Below are 18885 nucleotides of genomic sequence, written 5' to 3'. Positions count from 1 at the left end.
GCCCGCGATGGCACCGACCATCTGGTTCCTCACCGGAAGCCAGTCGTTGTACGGCGAGGACACGCTCCACCAGGTCGCCGTCCAGTCGCGGCGGATCGCCCAGGCGCTGGACGAGGATCCGGACGTCCCCGCGGCGGTGCGGTGGCGCCCGGTGCTCACCGACGCGGAGGCCGTCCGGCGGACGATGCTCCAGGCGGGCGCGGACGACGACTGCATCGGGGTCATCACCTGGATGCACACGTTCTCCCCCGCCAAGATGTGGATCGCCGGGCTGAACGCGCTGCTGCGACCGCTGCTGCACCTGCACACCCAGGCGAACGTGGCGCTGCCGTGGTCGAGCATCGACATGGACTTCATGAACCTCAACCAGGCCGCGCACGGCGACCGGGAGCACGCCCACGTCCAGACCCGGCTCGGCACGGCGCGCACCACGGTGGCCGGGCACACCTCCGATCCCGCGGTGCGCGCGCGGATCGGCTCGTGGGTCAGGGCCGCCCGGGGATACGCCGACCTGCGGACGCTGCGGCTCGCCCGCTTCGGCGACAACATGCGGGACGTCGCGGTCACCGAGGGCGACAAGGTCGAGGCGCAGATCCGGTTCGGCGCCTCGGTCAACGCCTTCGGCGTGAACGACCTCGTCGCCGCCGTCGACGCGGTGCCGGACCACCGGGTCGCCGAGCTCGCCGGGGAGTACGAGCAGGAGTACGCCGTCGTCCCGGAACTGCGCTCCGGCGGCGAACGCCACCCGGCCCTGCGCGACGCCGCGCGCATCGAGCTCGGGCTGCGCGACTTCCTCGCCACCGGGTCCTACCAGGCGTTCACCACCAACTTCGAGGATCTCGGCGGGCTCACGCAGCTGCCGGGCATCGCCGTGCAGCGCCTGATGGCCGACGGTCTCGGCTTCGGCGCGGAGGGCGACTGGAAGACGGCCCTGCTGCTGCGGGCCCTCAAGAGCGCCGCCGCGGGACTGCCCGGCGGCACCTCCTTCATGGAGGACTACACCTACCACCTCGTCCCGGGCCGGGAGCTCATCCTGGGCGCCCACATGCTGGAGGTCTGCCCCTCCATCGCCGCCGGCGTGCCGAGCTGCGAGGTGCACCCGCTGTCCATCGGGGGACGGCGGGACCCGGTCCGGCTCGTGTTCGACGCGGCGCCGGGGCCGGGGATCGTCGTCGGGCTGGCCGATCTCGGCGACCGGTTCCGGCTGGTCGCCAACGAGATCGACGTGGTGGGGCCCCCGGAGCCGCTGCCCCGGCTGCCGGTGGCCAGGGCCGTGTGGGCGCCCCGCCCGGACTTCCGTACCTCCACCGAGGCCTGGCTGTCGGCCGGGGGGCCGCACCACACGGTGCTGTCCCAGGCGGTCACCACCGAGATCCTGGCCGACCTCGCCGAGATGACGGGTGTGGAACTGCTCGTCATCGACGGCGATACCGATGTCGCCAGGTTCCGCCGCGAGATGCGCTGGAACCAGGCGTACCACCGCCTGGCGCAGGGCTTCTAGCCGCCAGGACACCCCACCCCCGAGATCTGTGAGGAAACCCGTCCCATGACCAGATCACGCTTCGCCTTAAGGCTGGTCGCGCTGGCCGCGCTCTCCGGCGCCGCGATCGGCGGACTCGCCCCCTCCTCCACGGCGTCCGGCCGCCACCTGAAGCCCGGGATCGGCAAGGACCTGTTCGGCAAGACGCCGGACGGCGCCGAGGTCTGGCGCTACACCCTGACCAACGGCTCGATGCGCGTCCGGGTGATCACCTACGGCGGCATCATCCAGACCATCGAGACGCCCGACCGGCACGGCAGGCTCGCCAACGTCACGCTGGGCTTCCCGACCCTCTCCGACTACCTCACCAAGAACAGCCCGTACTTCGGGGCGCTCATCGGCCGGTACGGCAACCGCATCGCCAAGGGCCGGTTCACCCTCGACGGGCACCCCTACCAGCTGACCACCAACAACAACGGGAACACGCTGCACGGCGGCACGACCGGCTTCGACCAGCATGTCTGGTCCGCGACCCCGGTCACGGCCGGCGGCGACGTCGCGCTCCGCCTCTCCCACACCAGCCCGGACGGCGACCAGGGCTTCCCCGGCACCCTCAAGACCGACGTGACCATCTCCGTCACGCGGCACGACGCCATCCGGTTCGACTACCGCGCCACCACCGACAGGCCGACCGTCGTCAACCTCACCAACCACTCCTACTTCAACCTGTCGGGCGAGGGCGGCGGCACGGTCTACGACCACCGGCTCCAGGTCAACGGCTCCCGGTACACCCCCGTCGGCTCGTCGGAGCTGATCCCGACCGGCCGGATCGCCCCGGTGCACGGCACGCCACTGGACTTCACCAGGCCCACCGCGATCGGCGCCCGCATCCGCGACGGCTTCGACCAGCTGCTCTACGGCCAGGGCTACGACCACAACTTCGCCCTCGACGGATCCGGCTGGAAGGTCGCCGCGCGCGTCCAGGACCCGGCCAGCGGACGCACCCTGGCCATCTCCACCGACCAGCCCGGGCTCCAGTTCTACTCGGGCAACTTCCTCGACGGGACGCTGGTCGGCACCGGCGGCCGCGCCTACCGGCAGGGCGACGGGTTCGCGCTGGAGACCCAGCACTTCCCCGACTCGCCGAACAACGCGGGCTTCCCCTCGACGGAGCTGGACCCCGGCCAGACCTACCACTCCACGACCGTCTACCAGTTCGGAGCCTGACATGGAGCGCATCGATCCGGCGGTCGAAGAGGCCGTCGACACCCTCGGCCTGAGCGAGCCCACCCGGCGCCGGCTGCTCGGCGGCGCCGGCCTGGTCAGCGCGACGGCGGCCGCGTCGGCGCTGCTGGCCGCCTGCTCCTCGGACAACAAGAGCCCGTCCTCGGCCAAGGGCGGGCCCGGGCACTTCCCGAAGACGCCGAACTGGAAGTTCGTGTTCGTCAACCACGTCACCACGAACCCCTTCTTCACGCCGACGCAGTACGGCGCCCAGGACGCCTGCGCCCTGCTGGGCTGCTCATTCCAGTGGACGGGCTCGCAGACCTCGTCGGTGCCCGAGATGGTCAGCGCCGCCAACGCCGCCGTCTCCGGCAAGGCCGACGGACTCGCGGTCGCCGTGGTGGACAAGACCGCCTTCAAGCAGCCGGTGGACAAGGCGCTGGACGCCGGGATCCCGGTGGTCTCCTACAACGCCGACGGCGCCAAGGACGACCCCGGCACCAACCGGCTCGCCTACATCGGCCAGGACCTCTACACCTCCGGCTACCAGCTCGGCACCAAGATCGCGGCACTGATGACCGGCGGAGACGCGGTCGGCTTCATCGCCACGCCGGGCTCGCTGAACATCCAGCCGCGCATCGACGGCGCCCGGGACGCCATCAAGTCCTCCGGCAAGCCGATCAGGTTCACCTCGGTGGCCAGCGGCGCCGAGCTGCCCAAGGAGCTGTCGACCGTCGACGCCTACGCCCAGGGCCACCAGGGCGTCAAGGGCATGTTCGCGGTGGACGCCGGCTCGACCGAGAGCATCGGCAAGGTCATGCAGAAGTACCGCCTCAAGGGCAGGGGCGTCGCCGCGGGCGGCTTCGACCTCACCCCGGGCACGCTGAACGCCGTCAAGTCCGGCGACCTGGACTTCACCATCGACCAGCAGCCCTACCTGCAGGGGTTCCTGCCCGTGCTGGCCCTGTGGTTCTACAAGCTGTCGGGCGGCCTGGTCTTCCCGCCGGTGACCAACACCGGCCTGACCTTCGTCAGCAGGCAGACCGTCGGCCCGTACCTCACCACCAGGACCCGGTACGAGGGCTCCAGCCCGGCCCAGCAGCTGGTGCCCCGGTCCGGCGCCATCGCTCACGTCTGACGGGAGGACGCGCAGTGAGCGAAGGTACCCTGCGGGGCCAGGCGTCGACCCCGGGCACGCCGCCGCGGCGGCGTGCCCGGGGCCTGCCCGGCCTCGCCGCCGACGCGTTCCTGCGCCGCCGGGAGGCGACCATCCTCCTGGTGGCGCTCGGACTGCTGATCTACTTCCAGACCGCCAAGTCGGTCTTCCTGACCCACGACAACCTGGTCAACGTCTCCCAGGGCACCGCGCCGTACGCCATCATCGCCGTCGGCGAGGTGTTCCTGCTCGTCAGCGGCGAGATCGACCTGTCGGTCGGCATGGTCTTCGCCCTGGCGCCCTTCCTCATGCACTACATGGTCGACTTCTCCGGCGTCTACCCGGTCATCGCGATCGTGCTGGCGGTCCTGGCGGGCGCGCTCATCGGACTCGGCAACGGCCTGGTGACGGTCGTGCTGCGGGTGCCGTCGTTCGTCGCCACCCTGGGCTCGATGTTCCTGGTGCAGGGCATCATGCTCACCACCTCCCACGCCTACCCGGCGCAGATCCCCGAGGCGGCGGACGGCCTGGCGGGCTGGTTCGGGCGCGCCGCCTGGGCGGAGCTGACCTGGTGCCTGGCGATCGTGGTGTTCTTCCACCTGGTGCTCACCCGCACCCGGTGGGGGCTGCACACGGTCGCGACCGGCGGCAACCCGCTCGGCGCCGCCGAGGCAGGCATCCGCACCGGCCGGATCAAGATCGGCAACTTCATGCTCACCGGGGCGCTCGGCGCCCTCGCCGGCATCCTGGAGGCCTTCCGGGTCGGCTCCATCGACCCGAGCTCGGGCGGGTCGAACGCGATGTTCGTCGCGGTGTCGGCGGCGGTCATCGGCGGCACCGCCCTGGCCGGGGGCTCGGGGACCGTCGTCGGCGCGCTGCTCGGGGCGCTGGTGCTGGCGGAGATGCAGAACGGCTTCAACCTCATCGGGATCAGCGCGAACCCGTTCAACATCATCCTCGGGTCGGCGATCATCATCTCGATGGTGCTGAACGTCCATCTGGCCCGGCTGCGAAGGGCGGGGCGCTCATGAGCGAGGCGCTGCGGGTGGAGCGCATCAGCAAGCGCTTCGGCGGGGTGGAGGCCCTCTCCGGCGTCACGCTGCGCCTCGGCAAGGGCGAGGTGCTCGGCCTCATCGGCGACAACGGCGCGGGGAAGTCCACCCTCATCAAGATCATCAGCGGTTTCCAGCGGCCGGACTCCGGGCGCATCCTCATCGACGGCGCGGAGGTGAGCCCGCGCTCGGTGGACCACGCTCGCTCGCTCGGCGTCGACACCGTCTACCAGGACCTCGCGCTGGTCAACGAGCTCAGCGTCTACCACAACATGTTCCTGAACCGGGAGCTGGTGCGCTGGCCGCTGCTCAGCAACCGCGCGATGCGCCGGCGGGCCGCCCGGCAGCTCGCCGACATGGGGGTCCGGATCCCGTCGGTGGACGTCGAGGTCGCCAAGCTGTCCGGCGGTCAGCGGCAGGCCATCGCGGTCGCCCGCTCGGTCTACTCCGACGCCCGCATCCTGCTGCTCGACGAGCCGCTGGCCGCGATGGGCGCCAAGGAGGGCACGATGATCCTCGACCTCGTCCGCGACCTCAAGGCGCGCGGCGAAGTGTCGATCATCATCATCGCGCACAACTACGCCCAGGTCCTGGACGTCTGCGACCGGGTCAACCTGCTCCAGCACGGGCGGATCTCCTTCGACAAGCCGACGTCCGAGACCTCCCTGCGGGAGCTGACCGACCTGGTCGTCGCCGACTACCGGCGCGGCCGGGGGCTGTAGCGCCCTTCGGGCCGGGCACGCAGGCCCGGCCCGAAGGCGCGGCCCGGCTTCGTCGTGGGGCCGGTCAGGCGGGCGCCGCCTGGGCCTTGAGCCAGGCCCTCTGCTGCCCGACGAAGAAGAGCGCGGCCCACAGCGTCCAGACCAGGCCGTAGACGGGATGCTCGCTGAACAGCGCACCGACCGCGCCGATGACCGCGCCCGCCATCGCCGGCAGGCTCGCCGCGAAGGTCAGGCGGGGCATCGCGGAAGCCGCCAGCAGCAGGCTGATCAGCAGGCCCGGTGAGACGGCGGCCGCCCAGAGCGGAGGGAAGGCCTCGACCATGCCCTCGCGGTGGGGGACGAGGACGATGCAGATCGCGGCGGCGATGCCGCTGAGGGCGCCCAGAAGCATGAGTCCGCCTTCCGCCGGGTGACACCGACGGTATTCCCGTCCCGGGCGAAGGCCGCTCGATCTCCGGGCAGATGACCGGATGTGGGCACGGGCGCCGCCCGCCCGGGCCGCTACCGGGCGCCTCCGACGATCTCGCGCAGGGGGAAGCGCTGCAGCTTGCCGGTGTTGGTGCGGGGGAGCCGGTCGACGAACCGGACCGACCTCGGGTACTTGTACGGGGCGATCGTCTGCTTGGTGAAGGCCTGCAGCTCGGCGGCCTTGGCCGCGTCCCCCCGGACCCCCTCGCGCAGCACCACGAACGCCGTCACCACGGCGCCGCGATCGGGGTCGGGCGCGCCGACCACTCCGCATTCGAGCACGTCCGGGTGCTCGATCATCGCCTGCTCGACCTCGGGCCCGGCGATGTTGTAGCCGGACGAGATGATCATGTCGTCGCTGCGGGCCTGGTACCAGAAGTAGCCGTCGGCGTCGCGGACGTAGGTGTCGCCGGTGATGTTCCACCCGTCCTGGACGTAGGTCTTCTGGCGGGCGTCGGCGAGGTACCGGCAGCCGGTCGGGCCGCGGACCGCGAGCTGCCCGGGGGTCCCGTCCGGCACCGGCCGGCCGGCGGCGTCGACCACGGCCGCCCGGTAGCCGGGGACCGGGACGCCCGTCGCGCCCGGCCTGATGTCGTCGTCGGCGGCCGCGACGAAGATGTGCAGCATCTCCGTCGAGCCGATCCCGTCGATGATCCGCACGCCCGTCCGCTCGTGGAACGCCCTCCACACCGCGGCCGGAAGGTGCTCGCCCGCCGAGACGCAGCGCCGCACCCCGGCCAGCCGCCCGGCCAGCCCGGCGGCCAGGATCGCCCGGTAGGTCGTCGGCGCGGTGGACAGCACGGTCACGCCGTGGCGGGCCGCGATCTCGGCGAGCTCGGCCGGGGCCGCCTTCTCGATCAGCAGCGCGGAGGCGCCGGCCCGGAGCGGGAACACCAGCAGCCCGCCCAGCCCGTAGGTGAACCCGAGGGGCGGCGACGCGGCGAAGACGTCGTCCGGCACCGGCCTGAGGAGGTGCCGGGAGAAGGTGTCGGCGATCGCCAGCACGTCGCGGTGGAAGTGCATGGTGGCCTTGGGCCGTCCGGTGGTGCCCGAGGTGAACGCCAGCAGGGCGACGTCGTCGGCGGCGGTGTCGACGTCCGCGAAGGCGCCGTCCTTGCCCGCCGCACGGGACACCAGGTCGCCGGCGTCGTCCGAGCCGTACGGCACGGTGCGCATGCCCGGGGTCTCCGCCGCGGCCAGGTCGTCCAGGAAGCGGTGGTCGCACAGCGCCAGGGTCGGGCCCGCCGCTTCGGCGATGGCGGTCAGCTCCCGGGCGCGCAGCATCGGCATCGTCGCGATCACGACGCCGCCCGCCTTGAGCACGCCGAGCCAGGCCGCGGCCAGCCACGGGTTGTTCGGCCCGCGCAGCAGCACGCGGTTGCCCGGCACCAGCCCGAGGTCGTCGACCAGCACGCCGGCCACCTGGTTCGCGCGCCGCAGCACGTCGCCGTAGGTCCACAGGACGCCGCCGGGTGTGCGCAGGCAGGGCCGGTCGGCGCCCACCGCCCGCGCCGTCTCGTCCAGCAGGACGTGCGCGCAGTTGAGCCGCTCGGGGTAGGCGACCTCCGGGAGCGTGAAGTCGAATGCGGGCCATTCGTCGCGGGGAGGCAGGTTGTCGCGGCAGAACGTGTCGACGTGCGCGGAGGCGCTGGGCTCCATCGGGCCACCTCTCCATCCAGGGGGGCGGGCGCTCCGGCGGTGGGCCGGAGGCATCGCGCGGGGATGAACGCGGGGATGAACGCGGGGATGAACGCGGTCAGAGAGTACGCTGCAAAAAAATATAGCTGGGCTGGCCGTGCCGTGGTAGTGACCGGCGCCCCGGCCGAGGCGCCCCGGGCCGGCGCCGCTGGCCGCTACCGGCCCCGGCCCCGGCCGGGAGGCGCGGTCCGGCACCTTGTTTAGCCATTGACTTATATAAGTCGCGTCGAAATAATAGCGTGATGCACGTGTTCGATGTCCTGGGGGACCCGGTGAGGCGCCGGATCCTGGAGCTGCTCGCCGACGGCGAGCAGACCTCCGGCGCGATCGCCGCGGTCATCCAGGCGGAGTTCGGGATCTCGCAGCCGGGGGTGTCCCAGCACCTGCGCGTGCTGCGGGAGAGCGGGCTCGCGACGGTCCGGGCGAGGGGCGCGCACCGCCTCTACGCCGTGGACTCCGCGACCCTGCGGGAGATCGACACGTGGCTGGATCGCTTCCGCAGGTTCTGGACCCAGCACCTGGACGCGCTCGGCGCCGAGTTCGAGGAGAAGTAGCCCGCTACCGGAATGCGGGCCAGTGCTCCGGCCTTCAGGCCGGGGTGAAGGCCCGCGCTGGGAGGGCCGCCAAGGCCCGAGCAGTGCCTTAAGCCGGACGGTTCTGCTGCTCGATGTACTGCTTCACGACGCTCAGCGGTGCCCCGCCGGCGGAACCCGCGAAGTACGAACCCGACCACAGCTTGTTGGCCCGGTAGTAGTGCCGCACGAGGTCGGGGAACTCCTGCCGCAGCCGCCGTGAGGAGACGCCCTTGAGGCTGTTGACCAGGCGGGTCACGGCCATCTTGGGCGGGTAGTTGACGAGTAGGTGGACGTGGTCGTCCTCGCCGTTGAACTCGACCAGCTCGGCCTCGAAGTCACGGCACACGTCCCGCATGATCGCTTCCATGCGGGACAGGTGCCGGTCGGCGAACACATTATGGCGAAACTTCGTCACGAAAACCAAGTGGACGTGCATAGTGAAAACACAGTGTCTGCCAGTGCGAATGTCTTCACTCTCCGCCATAAACCAATACGGTACAGTGCTTCTTGTACAGCTCCGGTTCAACTTCCGCGTGTATCCGACGCCCGGCCAGCAGATCGAGCTGGCCAGAGCGTTCGGGTGCGCACGGGTGGTGTTCAACGACGGGCTGCGCCTGCGGCAGGAAGCCCGCGAGCAGGGCTTGCCGTACGTGTCGGACGCCGAGTTGTCGAAGCGGATCATCACCCTGGCCAAGGCGACCCCGGAACGGGCGTGGCTGGGCGAGGTGTCGTCGGTCGTGCTGCAACAGGCACTCGCCGACCTCAACAGCGCGTACCGGAACTTCTTTGCGTCGGTCTCCGGCAAGCGCAAGGGCCGCAAAGTGGCTCCGCCCCGGTACCGCTCGCGCAAGGACAACCGGCAGGCGATCAGGTTGACGAAGAACTCCCGCTTCAAGGTCCTCGACAACGGCCGCCTGCGGTTGCCGAAGATCGGGGATCCCGCTGTCCGCTGGTCGCGCACCCTGCCCTCGACCCCGTCGAGCGTGGCGATCATCAAGGATGCGGCCGGGCGGTATTTCGCCTCGTTCGTGGTGCAGGTGACCGACGAGCCGTTGCCGCCGGTGGCGTCCGAGGTGGGCATCGATCTGGGTCTGACGCACTTCGCGGTGCTGTCGGACGGCACGAAGGTGGCCGCGCCGAAGTTCCTGCGGCGCGCCGCCCGCAAGCTCAATCGGCTGCAACAAGCCCTCGCGCGCAAGCAGCGCGGGAGTCAGAACCGCAAGAAGGCCGTCGTCAGGGTCGCCCGCGCCCATGCGCGGGTGGCCGACACCCGGCGGGACTGGCAGCACAAGCTCTCGACGCAGATCATCCGCGAGAACCAAGCGGTGTACGTCGAGGACCTGTGCGTGAACGGTCTCGGCCGGACCCGGCTGGCGAAGTCCGTGCACGATGCGGGCTGGGCCGGCTTCACCGGCATGCTGGAGTACAAAGCCGCCCGGTACGGGCGCACCTTCGGCCGGGCGGACCGGTTCTTCCCGTCCACCCGCATGTGCTCCGACTGCGGCCGGATCAACGAGAAGATGGCGCTCAACGTCCGAACGTGGGACTGCCCGTGCGGCAGCCACCACGACCGGGACGTCAACGCCGCCAGGAATATCAGAGCCGCTGGACAGGCGGACCTCAACGCCCGTGGAGCGCACGTAAGACCGGGACTCGTCCCGGCAGCGCGCAACGAAGCGGGAACCCACCCGGACGCCGCGCGTTCCACGCGCAGCGTGGAGGGAATCTCCGTCCTTTAGGGCGGAGAGGATGTCAAGCACCGAGGAACTCGCCGCCGTTCAGATGCAGCGTCGCACCCGTCACGTGCGGGTGGGCGACGAGGAAGGCGACGGCTTCGGCGCACTCGTCCATCGAGAGGGTCCGCTCCAGAAGGGAGGCCTCCCGATGGCGGGCGCGGAAGTCGGGTGTCATGCGCCGGGCCACGGGCGAGTCCTCGACGATGCTGGGGGACAGGACGTTCACGCGCACGTCCGGTGCGAGCTCCTTCGCCAGCGTCCGGGCGAGAGCGATCGTGGCCCCCTTCGCCGCGGCGTAGCACGGGTCGTAGCTCCCGCGGTAGGCGGCCGGGGACGACAGGAAGACGATGCTCGACCCGTCCACCAGGAGGCGGCGCGCACTGCGGATGAACAGGAGCGGACCGGTCACGTGCGTGGCGAACATCGCCGTCGCGTGCCGGCCGGTCAGCTCGGAGAGCGAAGCGCTCGGCTCCAGGTTGGTGGCGATGACGAGCGCGTTCAGCGGCGGGCAGGCCGCGGCCGCCGCCTCGACCGAATCCTCGTCCTCGATGTCGAGGCCGATGTCGGCGCGCGGCGACCGGGACGCCGTCAGGCACTCCCAGCCGGCGTCCCTCAGCCGCCGGACCACGGCCCCGCCGATCGCGCCCAGCCCGCCGATCACGAGCGCCCGCCGCGTCCGCCCCTCCTGGTCCCGCACCGTGCGGGCTAACGCGCGACCGCGCCCTGGGACGGCGCGTCGGGCACCGACGTGGACTTGGGCACGCCCTTGAAGGTGAACTTGGCGTTCTCGGCGGTGTCGGTGTTGTCGGGGTCGAAGCCCTCGGTGCCGACGATGACGATCTGGCCGGGCTTGAGCTCGTTGTAAAGGATCTTCTCCGACAGGTTGTCCTCGATCTCGCGCTGGATGGTGCGGCGCAGCGGCCGCGCTCCCAGCACCGGGTCATACCCGCGGATGGCCAGCAGGTCCTTGGCCTCCTGACGCAGCTCGATGCCCATGTCGCGGTCATGGAGCCGCTGGTCGACCTTGGCGATCATCAGATCCACGATCTGGATGATCTCCTTGGGCGTGAGCTGGTGGAACACCACCGTGTCATCGACGCGGTTGAGGAACTCGGGCCGGAAGTGCTGCTTGAGCTCCTCGGACACCTTGGCCTTCATCCGCTCGTACGAGCCCTGCTCGTCGTTCTGCCGGGCGAAGCCCATCGACACGCCCTTGGAGATGTCCTTGGACCCAAGGTTGGTCGTCATGATGATCACGGTGTTCTTGAAGTCCACCACCCGCCCCTGGGCGTCGGTCAGCCGACCGTCCTCCAGGATCTGCAGCAGCGAGTTGAAGATGTCCTGGTGCGCCTTCTCGATCTCATCGAACAGCACCACCGAGAACGGCTTGCGCCGCACCTTCTCGGTCAGCTGACCGCCCTCCTCATACCCGACATAGCCGGGCGGGGAGCCGAACAGCCGCGACACCGTGTGCTTCTCCATGAACTCCGACATGTCCAGCTGGATCAGCGCGTCCTCGTCACCGAACAAGAACTCCGCCAGCGTCTTGGACAACTCGGTCTTGCCCACCCCCGAAGGCCCCGCGAAGATGAACGACCCGCCCGGACGCTTGGGATCCTTCAACCCCGCCCTGGTGCGGCGGATCGACTGCGACAGCGCCCTGATCGCGTCCTCCTGACCGATCACGCGCTTGTGCAGCTCGTCCTCCATCCGCAGCAGCCGCGTCGACTCCTCCTCGGTCAGCTTGAACACCGGGATCCCCGTCGCGGTCGCCAGCACCTCGGCGATCAACTCATCGGTGACCTCGGCGACCACGTCCATGTCGCCGGCCTTCCACTCCTTCTCCCGCTGCGCCTTCTGCCCCAGCAGCTGCTTCTCCGAATCACGCAGCGCCGCGGCCTTCTCGAAGTCCTGCGCATCGATCGCCGACTCCTTGTCACGCCGCACATCAGCGATCTTCTCGTCGTACTCGCGCAGGTCCGGCGGCGCGGTCATCCGACGGATCCGCATCCGCGACCCCGCCTCATCGATCAGATCGATCGCCTTGTCCGGCAAGAACCGATCCGAGATGTAACGATCGGCCAGCTGCGCCGCCGCCACCAGCGCACTGTCGGTGATCGACACCCGGTGATGCGCCTCGTACCGGTCCCGCAACCCCTTCAGGATCTCGATCGTGTGCGACAACGACGGCTCGGCCACCTGAATCGGCTGGAACCGCCGCTCCAACGCCGCGTCCTTCTCCAGATGCTTGCGGTACTCATCCAGCGTCGTCGCACCGATCGTCTGCAGCTCACCCCGCGCCAGCATCGGCTTCAGAATCGACGCCGCATCGATCGCGCCCTCCGCCGCGCCCGCACCCACCAGCGTGTGCAGCTCATCGATGAACAAAATGATGTCACCACGGGTCCGGATCTCCTTGAGCACCTTCTTCAGACGCTCCTCGAAATCACCCCGATACCGCGACCCCGCCACCAGCGCACCCAGATCCAGGGTGTACAGCTGCTTGTCCTTCAGCGTCTCGGGCACCTCACCCTTGACGATCTTCTGCGCCAGACCCTCCACCACCGCGGTCTTACCCACACCCGGCTCACCCACCAGCACCGGATTGTTCTTGGTACGCCGCGACAGCACCTGCATGACCCGCTCGATCTCCTTGTCCCGGCCGATCACCGGGTCGAGCTTGCCCTCACGGGCGGCCTGCGTGAGATTGCGACCGAACTGGTCCAGCACCAGCGACGTCGACGGCGCCGCCTCCGACGGACCACCCGAAGCCGCCGGCTCCTTGCCCTGATACCCGTGCAGCAACTGGATCACCTGCTGCCGCACCCGGTTCAGATCCGCACCGAGCTTCACCAGCACCTGCGCCGCGACACCCTCACCCTCACGGATCAACCCCAACAGGATGTGCTCGGTCCCGATGTAGTTGTGACCCAGCTGCAACGCCTCACGCAGCGACAACTCCAAGACCTTCTTGGCCCGAGGAGTGAACGGGATATGCCCCGACGGAGCCTGCTGCCCCTGACCGATGATCTCCTCGACCTGCTGACGCACAGCCTCAAGACTGATCCCCAGGCTCTCCAGAGCCTTCGCGGCAACCCCCTCACCCTCGTGGATCAGACCCAGGAGGATGTGCTCGGTGCCGATGTAGTTGTGGTTGAGCATCCTGGCCTCTTCCTGAGCCAGAACGACAACCCGCCGCGCGCGGTCGGTGAACCTCTCGAACATCTCCTCGCTCCTCCCCGGGCTCGCCGGTTACTATCAGATTCTAAAGTGATCTGGCGAGGATCGGCGGCTGTTCGCAATGGGCGTAAGAATCCGGAAGGGCCGCGCCGACGGCCGGTCGTCCGGATGACCGCCCCGACCTGGAGGGGACTCATGTCTCTCGAACGCCATCCCATGGTCGACGCGCTGGTCCCGGGCCGCGCCGATCGATCCGACGACCCGCACGGGCGCCCGCGCCGCCGGCCGGGGCCCCGCCCCGCGGCGCCGCGGTCGTCCCGCGAGCAGGACCGCCGCGCGGGGCCGTCCTCCCGGCGCGCCGGGTGGGCGTCGGGCATGAGCGTGCCGAGCGCGATCAGTCCCGTTTGCGGATCAGCGTGACGCCGTCCCCGATCGAGAGGATGACCGCCTCGACCCGGCCGTCCGCGGCGACGTGGTCGTTGAACGCGCGGATCGCCCGGGTGTCGGCGTCTCGCGCGCGCCTGGCCGCGGTGAGCTCCGCGGGCGGAGTGTCGGCGACGGGGTCGACGACGTGGCCGCGCCACAGGACGTTGTCGGCCAGAACGGCGCCGCCCGGCCGCATGCGCGGGAGCAGTTCCTCGTAGTAGGCGACGTAGTTCTCCTTGTCGGCGTCGATGAAGGCGAGATCGACGACCGGATCCGGGGCGAGCGCCCGCAGCGTCTCCAGCGCGGGCCCGAGGCGCAGCCGGATCCGGTCCGCCACGCCGGCCTGCTCCCACGCCTCGCGGGCGATCCGGCCCCATTCCTCGTCGACGTCGCAGCACAGCAGGCGGCCGTCGGGGGCGAGCCCCCGGGCGATGCACAGCGCCGAGTAGCCGGTGAACGTGCCGATCTCGATCGCCTGCCGGGCCCCCATGAGCCGGGCCAGCAGGGTCAGGAACGCCCCCTCGTCGGGGCCGATCTGCATCCGCGCCACCGGCCCGAGGCGGGCGGTCCGCTCCATGAGGAGTCGCTGCGCGTCGTCCACCGGGAGGCTGCGCGCGGTGAGGTAGTCGTACAGTTCCGCCGTCACCGGCGTGGTCTTCAGCGCGCACATGGCCCCGGCCCCTCCGCGGTTCTCCCAGAAACTTTAATAAATTGTAGCAACATCCTTCTCATTTCCAAGGCGCTCGCATCGTCTCCCTCGGCCCTTCATGTTCACTTTGAGCTGGTCAGTTAAGTGGCCACTGAAATCCTCGGCGGCGCGGGGCCCTGCGGGGACCGCTCGGAGGAGGGGTTGACGAGGGGGAAGCGCTATATAAAACTTCAGCAACAGGGCCCCGTCATCGATCCGCGGACCAGGCAGTGGCCCACCACCCGTTCTCGACAGACGCTGGAGGTGTCTGGTTTGAGCTCTCTCCGTGAGACGTACGAGTCCCTCAACCTCGAACCCAAGCCGATTCGTCCGCACATCCTCGCCGCGGCCACCGTCGTCTTCGGTGACGACTACTACGCCGGCCGGCGGGAGACCATCAACCTGTCCGGCTTCGTCCAGCTGAACAAGTGGCCGATGCCGGGCTTCGAGCACCGGGTGGACGAGAAGGGCCACGCCGAGCTGGAGACCGAACTGATCAGCGCGCCCGAGGTCGGCATCAAGGGGTACAGCTACGAGCTGGACGACCGCATCCAGGTCCTGTCCAACCCGTTCCTCCCCAACTCCGGCCACGTGCGCCAGATCGTCCCGGGCAAGAACTTCCCGGCCGAGTTCTACATCCGGCGCTTCGGCATCCTGGAGACCAGCACCCTGCGGCTGGCCCACCGCAACGTCATCGACATCTTCGGCGTGGTCGACAGCATCCCGCCGTACAAGAAGCCGCTGACCGGCCCGTACCTGGGCAGCCCGCGCGGCGACGGCCCGTTCGACGTCGTGCAGGCGCCCAACGTGGTGCGCGGCACCACCCTGCCCGAGGCCTGGTACCCGGCCAACGACCAGAACGAGCCGGTCGGCCTGACGCCCACGGTGTTCTTCGCCGCGAGCGCCGGCCCGTGCATGTCGATGCTGGTCGACCCCTCCATGATCATGCAGGTCTCCCTGGAGGGGCAGATCGAGGTCGAGGTCAACGGCAAGACCGAGGTCATCGAGCTGGAGGGTGACTACCGCAAGGCGGCCGGCACGGAGATCCTCCTGTTCGGCCCCGACAAGCACGACGAGGGTCAGGGCGTCCTCGCCCAGATGGCCCGGGTCGCCATGGTCGGCCACAACGAGGCCCTCGGTGGCCGCGTGATGCTGCGGGCGAGCTGGCCGCGGCCGTCGGGCGGCACGCTGGGCGACGGCACCGAGGACAGCCTCAGCCGGGTCAGGTTCCCGAGCGAGCTGCACATCGACGCCGAGCTCGAGCTCGTGACGCCGCACGGCAACCTGTACGCGGCCAGGCCCGCCCACGTGGCCGGCAAGCTCAGGGACCTCGAGGCCACCGGCAGCGAGCTGAGCATGGTCGGCGCGGACGCGCCGCTCGTCACCACCGACGGCACGGTCAAGGCACGGCTGACCGGCGTCCGGCTGGCGATGCGCGACGCCCACGTCGGCGAGACGGCGGCGGTCAACATCTGAGGTTTCCCGCGAGCCTCTTGACGTCTCCGGCGGGACTGGATCTGATGGAAATTCCAATAGTTCCAGTCTCGCCGGGACGTTTGTGCGGCCCGCCCCGCCGGCCGTTCCGGGTACCTGCGAAGGGGAGGCGTCGTGGACCAGCGACTGCTGCTGATGCACCAGGCGATGCTCGCCGACCGGCCCCGGCTGGAGGCCTACGAGCGGGCGCTCGAAGACGCGATACCGCCCGGCGGCGTCGTCGCCGACGTCGGGGCCGGCGCGCTGGCGCTGTCCATGCTCGCGCTGCGGTGCGGCGCCGAGCACGTCTACGCCGTCGAGGCCGACCCTGAGACGGCCCGGGTTGCGGCCATGATCGCCGAGCAGAACGACCTCAAGGGCCGGCTCACCCTCGTCCAGGGGGACGCGCGCCGCGTGCGGCTGCCGGTCAGGGCGGACGTCGTGGTCTCGGAGATGATGGGCAACCTCGGGCCGGAGGAGCAGATGATGGAGGTCCTCGGCTCCTTCGCGCGGCGCAACCTCGCCCCCGGCGGCCGGGTCGTGCCGGAGCGCCTGGTCACCCGGCTGGCGGCCATCGAGTTCGACGGCGAGGGCTGGGGCCTGTGGGACGAGGACTTCCTCGGCTACCGGCTGGACGCGGTTCAGGATTGTGTAGCACCGGCCGCCCAGCTGCACTTCTTCCAGCGCCCGCCGGCGATGCTCAGCGAACCGGCGGCCATCGCCGACCAGCACGGCGGCAAGGGGGGACGGCAGCGGCCGAGCCGGAAGCTGACCATCAACCGGGCCGGCCGGCTGCACGCCATCGCCGGATACTTCACCGCCACCCTCGCGCCGGGCGTGACGCTGTCCAACCTCCCCTCGTATCCCGGCTGCAACTGGGCGGTCTGGATCTGGCCGCTCCGGCACACCGCGGTGTCGGCCGGGGACGTCCTGCACGTCCGGATGCACCGGCCCGAAGACGTACGGGTGGCGACCGACTGGCGGCTTGAGTGCGGCCTCAGCAAGAAAGGAGGGGGCTGATGCCTTACGCGGCGGGTTCGGTGCGCGACATCCCGGTTCGCGGCGGCCTCAGACTGTGCGGGCTGACCTGGACCGGGCAGTACCTCTGGTACTCGGAAGCGGTGCAGAACCAGATCGCGGCGATGGACCCCCGGACCGGCGAGGTGGTGCGGAGGATCCCGTGCCCCGGCGTCCGCACGGACCTCACCACGCTCGGCGGCAGCCTCGTCCAGGTGGTGGGCGAGCAGCGGACCCTGCGCGTCATCGACCCCGAGTCGGGGGACGTCGTGGGCGAGCTGCCCAACCCGCGGCCGGGGCGGCTGCTGTGCGGCCTGGAGGCCACGAGCCAGGGCGTGTGGACGGGATACGAGGACCTCCAGGTCATCGACCTGCGCAGCGTCGAGGACCTGCGGCTGATCGCCAGCTACCCGGTGCGCCGCCCGGTCGCCGGGGTCACCGTCTCCGACGACTACCTGGCGTACGCCGACTACCGCGGATGCTCCATCAACCTGATCGACCTGAACCAGGGGCGCGAGGTGGCGTCGATCACGGTCAACGGCAGTCCCACCGGGATCGCGTGGGACGGCAGGCTGATCTGGTACTGCGACCACGCGACCCTCCAGCTGCGGGCGATCGAGGTGCCGGGAATCACCGGAGGCAGGCAGGCCCATGACGACGACCGGCGCTGAGCGGCGAGCGGCGGCGGTCCCCGCCGCACGAGAGGCCCCCGCACGGCTCGCGCTCGCCTGCCGCGGCGCGCGCGTGCTGGCGATCGTCGCCGTCACCCTGGTGCCGGCCGGGATCGCCGGACTCGTCCGGACGGCGCTGCGCGGCCGCGCGGCGGGCCGCCGGTACCTCTACCGGCGGACGGCCGTCCTGCTGATGAGGCTCGGGCCCACCTTCATCAAGGCCGGCCAGGTCCTCGGCACCCGGCGGGACGTGCTTCCCGCGGCGCTGTGCGACGAGCTGTCCGTCCTCCAGGACTCGGTGGCCCCGCTGAACCGCGCCGAGACCCGCCGCGCCTTCGCGGAGGCCTACGGGGCGCGGGCCCTCGACGAGCGCTTCGCGCAGGTCGAGCGGCGGCCGGTCGCCAGCGGGAGCGTCGCCTCCGTCTACCGGGGCACGCTCGCGTCCGGCGGCCAGGTCGCGATCAAGCTGCGCCGCCCCGGCATCGACCGGGTGATGAGGCAGGACCTCGCGCTGATGAGGGCGGGCTCCGGGCTGGCCGCCCGCCTGCCCGTGTTCCGCGGCGTTCCGGTCACCGACGTGGTGGACAACATGTGCGCCGCCGTCCTCGGGCAGCTCGACTTCGGCCGCGAGGCCGAGAGCCTGACGCGGCTGCGCGACAACCTCGCGCCCGTGCCCCGGGTGTGGGTCCCGCAGGTGCACCGGGCCGAGTCCCGGCCGCGCTGCATCGTCATGGAGTTCATACCGGACCTCGACGTGGGCGCGGCGGCGAAGTGCCCGCCGGCGATGCGCAAGCGGTTCGCGGTGTCGGCGCTCACCGCGATCTACCAGATGCTGTTCGTCGACGGCTTCGTGCACTGCGACATGCACCCCGGGAACCTCTACTTCACCCGCCAGGGGCAGGTCGTCGTGCTGGACGCCGGCTTCAGCGTCCAGCTGACCGAGCGCCTGCGCCGGCTGTTCGCCGAGTTCTTCATGAACATGTCCACCGGCCGGGGCCGCCGCTGCGCCGAGATCGTCATCGAGAGCTCGGCGGGCGTGCGCGACGGCGCCGACCTCGAGGGCTTCATCGTGCGGATGGCCGACCTGGTCGAGCGCAGCCACGGCCTGCCGGCCAAGGAGTTCAGCCTGATCGCCTTCGCGACGGAGATGTTCGACCTGCAGCGCCGGTTCGGCATCCACGCCGCGCCCGAGCTGATCTTCCCGCTGCTGTCCCTGCTCGTCATCGAGGGCACCATCCGCGAGCTCGACCCGGGGATCGACTTCCAGGAGACCGCGAAGCCCGTCCTGAACCGGGGGCTCTTCGGCGCCCGGTAGCGGG

Annotated in this window: 17 protein-coding genes; 11 read left to right on the top strand and 6 right to left on the bottom strand. The window is 70.5% G+C overall.

The window, feature by feature from the left end; genetic code table 11:
• Positions 1–7: 7 nt before the first annotated feature.
• The 5 genes from araA to ACQEU6_RS09965 are packed head-to-tail and all read left to right on the top strand — an operon-like array spanning position 8 to position 5634.
• Positions 8–1501 (top strand): L-arabinose isomerase, encoded by a 1494-nt coding sequence (gene araA, locus ACQEU6_RS09985; RefSeq protein WP_499330896.1) that lies wholly within the window; start codon positions 8–10, stop codon positions 1499–1501.
• 45 nt (positions 1502–1546) lie between these two features.
• Positions 1547–2707: an aldose epimerase family protein gene (locus tag ACQEU6_RS09980; RefSeq protein ID WP_499330894.1), complete on the top strand. Its 1161-nt coding sequence runs from the start codon at positions 1547–1549 to the stop codon at positions 2705–2707.
• A gap of 1 nt (position 2708) precedes the next feature.
• Complete coding sequence (locus ACQEU6_RS09975) at positions 2709–3842, top strand: sugar ABC transporter substrate-binding protein (RefSeq protein ID WP_499330892.1); 1134 nt, start codon at positions 2709–2711, stop codon at positions 3840–3842.
• A gap of 14 nt (positions 3843–3856) precedes the next feature.
• Positions 3857–4891, top strand: coding sequence for an ABC transporter permease (locus ACQEU6_RS09970; protein WP_499330890.1), 1035 nt, complete (start codon positions 3857–3859; stop codon positions 4889–4891).
• On the top strand, positions 4888–5634 hold the full coding sequence (locus ACQEU6_RS09965; protein ID WP_499330889.1) for an ATP-binding cassette domain-containing protein: 747 nt from the start codon (positions 4888–4890) through the stop codon (positions 5632–5634). The genes ACQEU6_RS09970 and ACQEU6_RS09965 overlap by 4 nt, the downstream gene beginning before the upstream one ends.
• A gap of 64 nt (positions 5635–5698) precedes the next feature.
• Here the strand turns inward: ACQEU6_RS09965 and ACQEU6_RS09960 are convergent, their stop codons facing one another.
• On the bottom strand, positions 5699–6025 hold the full coding sequence (locus tag ACQEU6_RS09960) for a hypothetical protein (RefSeq protein WP_499330887.1): 327 nt from the start codon (positions 6023–6025) through the stop codon (positions 5699–5701).
• A 110-nt stretch (positions 6026–6135) separates the two neighbouring features.
• On the bottom strand, positions 6136–7761 hold the full coding sequence (locus ACQEU6_RS09955; protein WP_499330885.1) for an AMP-binding protein: 1626 nt from the start codon (positions 7759–7761) through the stop codon (positions 6136–6138).
• A 281-nt stretch (positions 7762–8042) separates the two neighbouring features.
• Here ACQEU6_RS09955 and ACQEU6_RS09950 point away from each other — a divergent pair, with 281 nt between their 5' ends.
• The gene (locus ACQEU6_RS09950) at positions 8043–8354 is read left to right on the top strand and encodes an ArsR/SmtB family transcription factor (RefSeq protein WP_499330883.1); all 312 of its coding nucleotides are present in this window, start codon (positions 8043–8045) and stop codon (positions 8352–8354) included.
• A gap of 88 nt (positions 8355–8442) precedes the next feature.
• Here ACQEU6_RS09950 and tnpA read toward each other — a convergent pair whose 3' ends face one another.
• Complete coding sequence (gene tnpA, locus ACQEU6_RS09945) at positions 8443–8859, bottom strand: IS200/IS605 family transposase (RefSeq protein ID WP_499330881.1); 417 nt, start codon at positions 8857–8859, stop codon at positions 8443–8445.
• On the opposite strand from tnpA, the gene ACQEU6_RS09940 reads away from it, so the two are divergent.
• Positions 8840–10114 carry an RNA-guided endonuclease InsQ/TnpB family protein gene (locus ACQEU6_RS09940; protein WP_499330879.1) on the top strand — a complete coding sequence of 425 codons (1275 nt, stop codon included), beginning with the start codon at positions 8840–8842 and terminating at the stop codon, positions 10112–10114. The two genes, tnpA and ACQEU6_RS09940, sit on opposite strands and share 20 nt — an antisense overlap.
• 13 nt (positions 10115–10127) lie before the next feature.
• Here the strand turns inward: ACQEU6_RS09940 and ACQEU6_RS09935 are convergent, their stop codons facing one another.
• From ACQEU6_RS09935 to ACQEU6_RS09925, 3 genes are all read right to left on the bottom strand, one after another.
• Positions 10128–10808, bottom strand: coding sequence for an SDR family NAD(P)-dependent oxidoreductase (locus ACQEU6_RS09935; RefSeq protein WP_499330878.1), 681 nt, complete (start codon positions 10806–10808; stop codon positions 10128–10130).
• Positions 10809–10816: 8 nt separating this feature from the next.
• A complete protein-coding gene (locus ACQEU6_RS09930; RefSeq protein ID WP_499330877.1) occupies positions 10817–13336 on the bottom strand; it encodes an ATP-dependent Clp protease ATP-binding subunit in 2520 nt (839 codons plus the stop codon).
• A 349-nt stretch (positions 13337–13685) separates the two neighbouring features.
• Entirely contained in the window at positions 13686–14387 is a 702-nt protein-coding gene (locus tag ACQEU6_RS09925) for an O-methyltransferase (protein WP_499330874.1), read from the bottom strand.
• Between the two features lie 291 nt (positions 14388–14678).
• Here ACQEU6_RS09925 and ACQEU6_RS09920 point away from each other — a divergent pair, with 291 nt between their 5' ends.
• The 4 genes from ACQEU6_RS09920 (at position 14679) to ACQEU6_RS09905 (ending at position 18881) form a co-directional block, all read left to right on the top strand.
• Entirely contained in the window at positions 14679–15881 is a 1203-nt protein-coding gene (locus tag ACQEU6_RS09920; protein ID WP_499330872.1) for a DUF6004 family protein, read from the top strand.
• Positions 15882–16013: 132 nt separating this feature from the next.
• Entirely contained in the window at positions 16014–16898 is an 885-nt protein-coding gene (locus tag ACQEU6_RS09915) for a class I SAM-dependent methyltransferase (protein ID WP_499330869.1), read from the top strand.
• The gene (locus ACQEU6_RS09910) at positions 16898–17566 is read left to right on the top strand and encodes an NHL repeat-containing protein (RefSeq protein ID WP_499330867.1); all 669 of its coding nucleotides are present in this window, start codon (positions 16898–16900) and stop codon (positions 17564–17566) included. Before ACQEU6_RS09915 ends, ACQEU6_RS09910 begins: the two co-directional genes overlap by 1 nt.
• On the top strand, positions 17547–18881 hold the full coding sequence (locus ACQEU6_RS09905; RefSeq protein WP_499330865.1) for an ABC1 kinase family protein: 1335 nt from the start codon (positions 17547–17549) through the stop codon (positions 18879–18881). Before ACQEU6_RS09910 ends, ACQEU6_RS09905 begins: the two co-directional genes overlap by 20 nt.
• The last annotated feature ends 4 nt before the right edge of the window (positions 18882–18885 follow it).

Origin of the sequence: Spirillospora sp. CA-108201 (assembly GCF_050936235.1) — a bacterium.
Taxonomy (GTDB): Bacteria; Actinomycetota; Actinomycetes; order Streptosporangiales; family Streptosporangiaceae; genus Spirillospora.
The sequence above is the reverse complement of the archived record's forward strand: the minus strand, read 5'-3'. Positions and strand labels throughout refer to the sequence as shown.